This window comes from Anaerobium acetethylicum (assembly GCF_900096945.1).
GTDB lineage: Bacteria > Bacillota > Clostridia > Lachnospirales > Lachnospiraceae > Anaerobium > Anaerobium acetethylicum.
This window is the reverse complement of record NZ_FMKA01000063.1, coordinates 1-10126: the sequence shown is the minus strand read 5'-3', so window position 1 is coordinate 10126 and position 10126 is coordinate 1. Positions and strand designations below refer to the sequence as shown.

The 10126-nt window shown below is 34.8% G+C and carries 8 protein-coding genes; 2 read left to right on the top strand and 6 right to left on the bottom strand.

Annotation, left to right across the window (positions count from 1 at the left end):
• Positions 1-309 precede the first annotated feature (309 nt).
• The 4 genes from BJR36_RS19290 to BJR36_RS19275 all read right to left on the bottom strand — a co-directional run bounded on the left by BJR36_RS19290 (position 310) and on the right by BJR36_RS19275 (position 5665).
• A complete protein-coding gene (locus tag BJR36_RS19290) occupies positions 310-2475 on the bottom strand; it encodes a glycoside hydrolase family 2 protein (RefSeq protein ID WP_091237067.1) in 2166 nt (721 codons plus the stop codon).
• A gap of 23 nt (positions 2476-2498) precedes the next feature.
• Complete coding sequence (locus tag BJR36_RS19285; RefSeq protein WP_091237066.1) at positions 2499-3341, bottom strand: carbohydrate ABC transporter permease; 843 nt, start codon at positions 3339-3341, stop codon at positions 2499-2501.
• Between the two features lie 12 nt (positions 3342-3353).
• Entirely contained in the window at positions 3354-4226 is an 873-nt protein-coding gene (locus BJR36_RS19280; protein WP_091237065.1) for a carbohydrate ABC transporter permease, read from the bottom strand.
• Between the two features lie 107 nt (positions 4227-4333).
• Positions 4334-5665 (bottom strand): ABC transporter substrate-binding protein, encoded by a 1332-nt coding sequence (locus BJR36_RS19275; RefSeq protein WP_091237064.1) that lies wholly within the window; start codon positions 5663-5665, stop codon positions 4334-4336.
• 260 nt (positions 5666-5925) lie between these two features.
• On the opposite strand from BJR36_RS19275, the gene BJR36_RS19270 reads away from it, so the two are divergent.
• On the top strand, positions 5926-7800 hold the full coding sequence (locus BJR36_RS19270) for a sensor histidine kinase (RefSeq protein ID WP_169823792.1): 1875 nt from the start codon (positions 5926-5928) through the stop codon (positions 7798-7800).
• A gap of 31 nt (positions 7801-7831) precedes the next feature.
• Entirely contained in the window at positions 7832-9445 is a 1614-nt protein-coding gene (locus BJR36_RS19265) for a response regulator transcription factor (protein ID WP_169823791.1), read from the top strand.
• A gap of 299 nt (positions 9446-9744) precedes the next feature.
• Here BJR36_RS19265 and BJR36_RS21080 read toward each other — a convergent pair whose 3' ends face one another.
• Positions 9745-9867 (bottom strand): hypothetical protein, encoded by a 123-nt coding sequence (locus BJR36_RS21080; RefSeq protein ID WP_242875686.1) that lies wholly within the window; start codon positions 9865-9867, stop codon positions 9745-9747.
• A partial coding sequence (locus BJR36_RS19260; protein ID WP_242875685.1) for a RecQ family zinc-binding domain-containing protein occupies positions 9864-10126 on the bottom strand: 263 nt, incomplete at its 5' end. The genes BJR36_RS21080 and BJR36_RS19260, both read right to left, overlap by 4 nt.

Below are 10126 nucleotides of genomic sequence, written 5' to 3'. Positions count from 1 at the left end.
TTTGGCAAGTGGAAATCGTGGTAAAATCCAGTATTTATGCGTGTTTTAGACACTTTTTGGAGTGCTATGAGTATGACGGTTTTGGGAAGTTAGCAGTAGTGTAAAAATTTTATGTCCTGGTAATAAATACCACTTCCCTGGTGAGAAATAGATATGAAAAATCTTACTTGGTAGGTGGTTTTTATATGGCTATTGCAAAGGAACAATTTTAATTCGGTTGCCATCTGGTACTTCTCATTCTGACCAGAGAACTTTAAAGTGGATTATAGAATAAAAACTTCAGAGACCTTGAGGCCTCTGAAGTTTTTATCACACATTATAAAGTCTTACACCTGTTTCGTGACTCATTCGGGTTGGATGTCCTTTGGTATGCTGCGGCATATGGAAAATATCGTCATACTGATTCGTACAGATTATTTCATCTTCTCTTTTTAATATTAAAGCGGCATGGATAATGGTATCCTTATCAAGATCAATATTCAAATCACATACTTTTACGATTGTATCACTACCTACGTAAAGTTCTTCCTGTTTCTTTAAGATTACCCTGCCTGTTGCATCAGTAATAACACATGTTGCAACACAATCACCCAGTGGTTTCAATAAATCATGAACAACATAGATACTATCCAGGGAGTCTTTATATTTCATAAAAATACCGGTCGGCATATTGCTTTCCAACATGGCATCTGCACCTGCTTTTGGAATACCCCACCAATCATATAATCCGTAGAAACTCTGCGGACACATATCATTAAACAGGAATTGTACATAACCGGCATTCGGATTATATTTCTGCATTCTATAATGCTCTATATAATATTTTAACAAAGCGTATTGATATTTTCCGATTTCATCAATATCGTCAACGATTTTGTTTAACCGCTTGTAAACAGCCGGCATTTTTTTAAGATTTTCAACACAGGGCGGAGCATCAAAACCAAATTCGGTATTTAGTTTTTCAACTGTCCCGTAAATATCACTGTAATGCCCGTCTTCCCCCGTCAGTGAGCCGATATAATTATGGCTGTCGCCACTGTCCGGATCCTCTTCGTACATAGAACCTTTTATTACCGGCCTTGACGGATCATGTTCACATACCGCTTTAAATAAAGCCGGTCCAGGATTAATCTCCATAGAACGGCTGTGTGCTTTCGTCGTTCCTTCCGGTACATCATCTAATAATCCCGGCTCATTCATACAAATCCAGCATAAAATTGACGGATATTTTTTCAGCATATCAACTGTCTGTAAATACACATTAATGAATCTGTCCGCAAATTCATCCGATAACGGATGAGCCCAATTATATTCTGAATCATGCATAATCCCGATACCAAGTTCCGTACATAATTCATAAAATTCCGGTAAATCAACATGTACGTGTACCCGGACCATATTAAACCCATTTGACTTAATAGCCAAAAGATCCCTTTTATATCTTTCTTTATTCATTGCCGATACATAATTGTCTGGGAAATAAGCTGTTCCACGCATATAGAATTTATTTCCGTTTAATATAAATGTTGTTTGTTTTTCATCCCGTAACATTTCAATCTTACGAAAACCTGTGGTTTCCTCATATTCATAAACTACTTCTTCAGCTTTGTTCATAAGATATACTTTTATTAAATAAGTATAGGGCATCCCTCTGTCCCAGGTATTCCACAAATGGATATCACCTACGGTTCCTTTTAGTGTATAGGATCCGTCACCGTCAATTTTACAACTATCCTGAATTAATACTTCTTTTGTCAGTTTGTCAATACAGCACCAGCCAATTTGATAATCTCTGTCCTTCGCATTTGCGATAGCTGCATCTATTTTAACTTCAGCATGGTCTAACGCATCATTCAATGAATAGGTAACAACCGGTGAAGACTGAAATACAGCGCAATCTTGAATTTCCACGGTAACATGTCCATAAATACCCACAGGGTTTACATCCCTTTGTACAAAAGTATCCGAATGTTCATAGGTCCCTTTTACCATATTCCGGTAAATAAGAAAAGTACGTCTTTCCTGATTATTTCCGTCAACTTCATCGTCCCAGGGTGACCAAACTTTAACAATTAAACGGTTAGGTTCCCCCGATTTAATAACATGATCAAGATTAAATTCAAATGGTATGGAATAGCCCTCATGTTCACCTAAAAATACGCCGTTAACCCATACCTTACAATAGTAGTCAACATTTGTAAACTTAAGTATACAATGTCCTTTTGCGTCATCAGGTACATAGAAATCATTTTTATACCACCATGGAGCATCATTATAATAGCGCAATTCCCGTCCCCAATATGGATTTTCTGAAAAGATTAACTGTAATTGCTTCAGTTCAGGAAGTTCTTCCCACTCGGACATCTGCGGTCCCTGCAGTGTTAAGAAATCGTCTTTTTCATATAACTTTAAATTTTCACCGGTATCATGAACATCTTGTAATATATACCAACTATTTGATAATTCTAATTTCATTATATAATCTCCTTGCCTGTATTTTAGTTCTTTACCGCTCCCGCAGCCATTCCTTCCATAACCTGTTTATTTAAAATAAAGTAAATAATCATTGTAGGTACAATTGCTATTACAATTGTAGCAAAAGTTGCCCCCCAGTCTCTCCGGCCCATCTCTCCAACAAAATCATTTAATCCAATCGGCAAAGTTTTCATGTTCACTTTTGTCATAAAAGTGTTGGCATAGGTAAACTCATTCCATATTGATACAAAATTATAGATGATAATGGTAACCGTAGAGTTTTTTGCCATGGGCAACATTATTTTTAGAAATGTAGTCCAATGGCCGGCTCCGTCTATTGCAGCAGCCTCCATTAGCTCATTCGGAACAAACTTCATAAAACCTGTGTACAGATAAATACACATTGGGAGACCAAATCCTACCTGAGGCAGAATTAAAGAGAGATACGTATTTCTAAGTCCCAAATTGTTGTAGATTTGAAACATTGGTATTAAGCATGAAAATATGGGTACCATCATGCCAATAAGAAAAAAGGCTAATAAATTTTTACTTTGTTTAAATTTAATTTTACTGATTGCATAAGCCGTTGGCGCGCCAAACACAATGATTCCAATCAGTGTAATAGCAGCAACAACCGTACTATTTAAAAAATAACGGACTAATTTGGATGAGAATAATGCCTTCTCATAATTTCCAAGATAGAATGCGGTAGGTAGGGCATAAGGCACAGTACCCGCCAGATCCTCTCCTGATTTAAAGCTAGACAGGATAACCCATACAACAGGATAGCTTTGCACGATAACAAATATTAAAATTATCATATAGAATACAAAGCTTATTAATTTTCCGGACTTTATTTCTTTCATTTTCCTGACCTCCTATTCATTTTTGTGAGATCTTGCTTCAAATAATCTCACTATTCCCACAGCCACAAGAGATTCAAGTAAAATAAAGACTGCTAACGCACTACCATATCCAAAGTTAGACATGCTAAAAGCCGTTTTATACATATAAGTAGCCACTAATTCCGTTGCATTTCCAGGACCTCCACTGGTCAGAATATAGGATACATCAAATCCCTTTAGTGTTCCATTTACTAAAATAACTAATACAACAAAGAATATATTCTTTATTAAGGGTAGCTTAATATATCGATACTGTTGAAACCAGTTGCATCCATCCAAATAAGCTGCTTCAACTACATCCTTTGAAATATTCATAAATGCGGAATAGAAAATAACCATATACAATCCGCAGAATTTATATCCGTCTATTAACGTCACCCATATAAGAGATAAGTTATAGTCCGATAAAAAAGCAATTGGTTCCATACCCATTAATTTCATTATGGCCGGTATTACCCCTAATGGCTGTACAGATAACATTTTCTCAAATATCTTACAGATAGCCATGGATGATATAATACATGGAATAAAATAAACAACTCTTAAAATGTTCGATCCTTTTGTTATATTGGTTAATAATATTGCCATTACAAGACCTGCAATTAATTGAAAAGCGGTACCAACAACCATAAAAAACAAATTATTTCTAAAAGCTGTCCATAATGTCTTGTCACTAAACAGGCGGATATAATTATCAAACCCAATAAATGCTTTATTTCCTATCCCGCTCCAGTCTGTAAAACTATATGAAATAGACCATATAAGAGGAAAAATTACAATTCCAATGTATACAAGAATGGCGGGCAAAGAAAATAACCATGGTTCTAATTTATATTTTGGTTTCATTAAGCAACTCCCTCCGAGTATATTTTATCAGGAACAGAATTTAAATTTTATGGCTGCTTTGCATATGCACAGCAGCCATAGCGTAATCTGTGATATGGATTGGAGTATTACTTATTCTCCGATGCAACTATTTCATCCATGTTTTTGGCCCATTCCTGTGGTGTTGTATGTCCCAGAACAAGACTGGTAGTTTCTTTTTCCAAAGGCTCAACCGATGCTGAATTAATAACAACATCCCAACATTTTGCATATGTTTTAACCCCAGACACATCTTTAATTATCTGCTGATAGCTGTCTGAAAGTTTACTCATTGTCTCGTCATCCGGCATAACAGACGGAAGATTATTATAGCTTAAACTTGCTTTTGCATAATGATCAATTAAATAGTGTATAAATGATTTCATTTCTTCATCCATTGAATCGGAACGAACTGCTGTTCCAATACCGGAATTAGCGAAATAATCTGTACTTGCCGTAGCATCGTCATCCGAATACACCGGCATTGTAAAATATCCGAAATCTTCTTTCAGATTACCGTTTTCATCCGACAAATCTGCCAAAACCCATGTACCGTTATAAAGCATTGCAGTCTGTCCGCTTGCAAATAAATCAACCATAGTATCATAATCCGCACTGGACCAGCCGGTTTGAAAATATGGTGATAAGTTCTGCATGAATTCAGCTCCCTCAATACCGGCCGCCTCAGTAAATGATGCTTTTCCTGCAGTGCTATTCATAATATAATCATTTCCCGTCAATCGGAATGGTACCATAGCGAAATAACGCAGGATTGGCCAGTCACCACCCATAGATAAAGGAGTATATCCTTTATCTTTTAATATCTGACAATCTTTCAAAAACTCTTCATATGTCCCAGGCGCACTTGTGATACCCGCATCCTGAAACATCTTTTTATTATAGAAGAAATATTCCGTATTACATTGAAATGTCATCAGATTTAATTCACCGCTTGAAAGCCTTGCATATTCTTTGGAAATTGTAAAAATCTTGTCTGAAACTCCAAGCTCATTATACAGATCTTCTATGGAGTATGCCTTGCCAGCTTTTACAAGATCCGCAAACCAGGTATCCGGGTCAGAATCATACCACTCAGGAAGTTCGTCACTGGCTGCTAAAATTTTTAATTTCTGCAGATAAGAGGATCTATCCGATATATTTTCCGTTTCAAATGAAAAATCCAAATCCGGATTTTCTTCCTTATAACTTGCTGCCACATCCTTGATTGCCTTGATTACTGCTTCATCCGCATTTCTTGCGCTTAGCCAATTAATATGCAGAGTCCTGTCCCCGGAAGCTTTCTCCTCACCGGAAGCTGATGTCCCACTTCCTCCGGTATTTGCCGGTTCTTTACCACATCCTGTAAGTAATCCGGCTAACATTGTAAAAACTAATAGAATCCCCAATACCTTTTTCTTCATAACATTTTCCTCCTATTCATTTGTAAAGTTATTGTTCCTTTAATCGAACAACTGCATTATAGCAAATACAACGATCCGTTAAAAGGGAAATAATTCGTAAAACCGGTAAAATCTTAGTAAGTTTATCATACCATCTATACAAATTACTTATTTTATAATACTATAGTATCACCTTGAATACTCTGAAGCAGGCATTTATGCAAAAGAGAAATTTTAATGATTGGGATTACAGTTAGACAGATATCATGGGAGGATATGTAATGAAAGAAATGATTCTCTTTTTTAAGAAAATTTTTTTTGGTTCCATTCGCAACAAAATTTTTATTTCTTTTCTATGTGTTTATATGGTGATAATAGTTACCTTATTTACTATTATTTATTATTCTTCTAAGGCGTCTTTTACCTCTTCCTCCATTAACAGTTCTAGAAGAGAGCTTGCTACTATAACTAACAATATAAACAATAAAATAGATCACATTTTTGATTATGCCATTTCTGCTTCATTAAATGACTACATCATACAAACTGCAAAAAAATATCCAAAGCCGCCCACTGATGAAATTACCCGATATAACATAAATAAAAATATGAATTCTATCCTTAACTCCATTATTGGTATAAATAACAGTATAACCATGTGGGAAATTTTAGCTTCCGACGGAACGTTTTTTAATGCCAGCGGATATGATATGAATTCCATTCAGGATTTGGATACGGCTACTATAAAAACTATACATGCGAATAATAAAGGTCCCTGCATCAGTGGACCATATCTATATGAATCAAAGGATATTTTATCAACGGATGAAGCTGAATATGTTTTTATTGTTTCGAAACCCATTATACAATTAAACTCCAGAAAGCTTTGCGGATATATTATTTTTTTCATAAAAGATTCTACAATCTCTTCCTTGTTCAAAGATAATATGCCGCCAGACTCCGACAGTTCCTTTTATATTTTAAATAGTAATCATGATATATTGCTCTCCTCCAACAAAGGACTGATGAATTCACCGTTTCTGAATAATAATAAACTTCAGGTTACAAATTCCGATTGGGATAGATTAAATAGGAACGGTTTTATTGTAACGAATAAATCTGATGCAAATTCTCTTCCTATTGTGTATTCTATGACAGCATTAAATGATATCCAATGGAAAATAATTAATGCGATTCCTTTAAAAGTACTTTTAAAGGAGCTGCAGATATTTAACCGGACCTTTATCGTCTGCTTTTTATGCGCATTTATAACTTTCTTTATTTTAGCTTTTATTTTTGCCAGGTCTATTACAAAACCAATATTAAAGCTAACCAGAATCATGCAAAATGTCACAGAAGACGCTTATGAAACTACGGTAATACCAAATAGTTCCGACGAAATCGGTATTCTTTACAGAGGTTATAACAGTTTAATGGAACAAACACAGGAGCTTCTGACAACTATCTGTGAAGAACAGGAAGCAAAAAACGATTTTAAGTTTAAATTAGTACAGGCACAGATAAATCCTCACTTTTTATACAATACCCTTGAAATGATAAAATCCATGATAGATTTAAATATGAATGAGGAATCCAGTGAGGCTGTTACCGCCTTATCCGTTTTTTACCGGTTATCATTAAGTAAAGGCTCTGATATTATAACAATAGAGAATGAGATTGATATCGCCCAGCAGTATATGTATATTGAAAAACTCCGGCACACCGAATATTTTGATTATCAGATTATTCATACCGAATCAATCAATCAATATATTATACCTAAATTAACATTACAACCAATTCTGGAAAATGCTATTATACACGGTGCAGTTGAAAATGAATCATCCGGAACCATTATACTGCGCACTACCGAAATGGAGGACAGAATACTTTTTAGTATAGAAGATAACGGGCCAGGTATTGATGAAACCCAACTTAAAAAATTACTTTCAATTATTGAAGATGCCCCTTTGCCAAACACGCTTTCTTTTGGATTAAGTAATATAAACCGGCGTATAAAACTTCTATTTGGAAAAGAATATGGTTTATCCATATGCAGTGAAATAGGACAATACACTAAAGTAACACTTACTATTCCGAAAGTGCTTCCATTAAATGATGGTTCCGGTATTACTCCTTATAAATTACAAAAATGAAAGTCAGATAAATACAGAGAGGAAGAATACGATGAAAACAATATTAATTATTGATGATGAATATTACTTCAGACAAGCAATGATAAAATATATACTGGCGTTTCAGGATGAGTATCTGGTAATTGGAGAGGCTAATAACGGTAAAATAGGGATCCAAAAAATTAAGGAGTTACATCCTGATATTATTCTTATTGATATTACCATGCCTCAAATGAACGGCTTTGAAGTTATTGAATATGTTAAATACAATAATCGCGCCTCAAAATTTATTATAATTTCCGGTTATGATAAATTTGAATATGCACAAAAAGCCATTCAGCTTGGTGTTCAGGATTTTTTACTAAAACCTATAACACGTGATAATTTATATGCATGCCTTAATAAAGTCAGCAATTTAATTGACATGGAAAAGGAAAGGGAACATCATCTTACTAAGCTGTCTCAAATACAATATAGCAGTAAAAGTTACCTGCGTGCTTATCTTGCCTCACAATTAACACAGGAAAATTATGAATTAGAAAATCTTAGTACATTGGCAAAAGAAGCTAACTTCTCGCTTACGAAAGACTATTATGCTGTCCTGTTGTTTCATGTCCGGGAATTACCCAGTACATGGAAGCAGGAAGACATAGAATTATATTATTTTACTATTAACAATATGGTTGGTGATCTTCTGGACCCTTCCGTTGGCTTTATCAGTTTTACCAATATGCAAAAGTCGCTGTGTTTGATACTGGCTATGGATACCTTGCACTATAATAATTATCAAATCTGGCTGACTGAAATGTTTATGCAGATAACTTCCATTATCAACAAAAATGACGGTTATATCATTTCAGCCGGAACCTGTTATTCTGCCCTGGAAGGTATTCATTCCTCCTATATTGAGGCGGTATCCATTGAACAGTATTGCCTTTTCTATGAGACTTACGGAATTCACTACTATTCAGAAAACTCGCTTAAAATGTCTGATTATGCAAAAGTCCTTGTAACCGAAGAATTCAAACGGCAATTGCTTCTTGCAATGAGACAAAATAACAAAACGTATATTAGTAATTTAATTGACACGATTTTTGACACTTTAAAATTATCAGAACTGTTTCCTGATACCTTTTTACTTCAGATTAACAACATCCTTCTAATTATTATAGATTTTGCTACGGAATGCGGTATTGAAAAAACTCTCAGTTCCTTACACAATTTTGCAGTTTCTAAACTTTTAACCATATATTCAATATCAGAAATTAAGCAGCATATACTGGATATTATATTTTTTACGGTTGTGCAAGCTCAAAGCACTGCAAGTCCAAGTAACCATAAGATTATCAAAAAAATTAAAGAGTATATCAATATTAACTATATTAATCCCAACTTAAACCTGGAAATTATTTCTCAAACAGTTGATATGAATTTACAGCATATGTGTTTTCTATTCAAAAAATATACGGATGTCACAATCGGAAACTATATTCTTCAGATACGGATGGAAAAAGCAAAAGACCTGCTGCTTAATTCAACTGATAATATATCACAGATTGCAGAAAAAGTAGGTTTTGAAGATGTTGGCTATTTCAGTAAATGTTTTAAAAAATACTATGGTGTTTCTCCTAAAAATTATATAACTAAAAGTTTATGGAAAACATAGATTAATACTTTATTTTCAGGTAGCCCTACGGAAGAGACTGCGTCACCAAACAAAGCGTCTTCCGTGGGTTTTTTCCTTTGCTAATATGGAATGTATATGCCTTTTTTGTGGCTTTCATCTTATTTATTGCTTTCGGATGTACTCTTAGTCTCATTCCACTTTTATTCTTGTAAAATGAGAACCCTAGGAATTTAACTTTCCCCACATAGGCAAACGTTGTTTTCTCACGGTTGACTCTAAGTAATAGTTTCTCTTCGATGTATGTCAGAATATTTGTTAATGTACGGTATGCACTTCTTTTACTTTTGCAAACAGTAACGTGCCCTATTTGCACCAAGCAATGTTCCAAGAACAATATTAAGCCCATATCTGCCTTTTGTTTCAGCAAGACAGTTAATAACCCACTTTGCTTCCTTAGTCAAGTCATATCTACTTCTTGATATTCCCTATGGCAATTACCGCAATTATCACATGGTGCTCCTGTCTTTTCACCAAAGTACTCCAAAATATAATTTCGAAGACAGTTTGTTGTTCGGCAATAGCCTTCCATTGCTTGAAGTCTTCTTGCATCTCGCTGTTGAATTAGTGCTAACTTCCCAAAACCGTCATACTCATAGCACTCCAAAAAGTGTCTAAAACACGCATAAATACTGGATTTTACCACGATTTCCACTTGCCAAA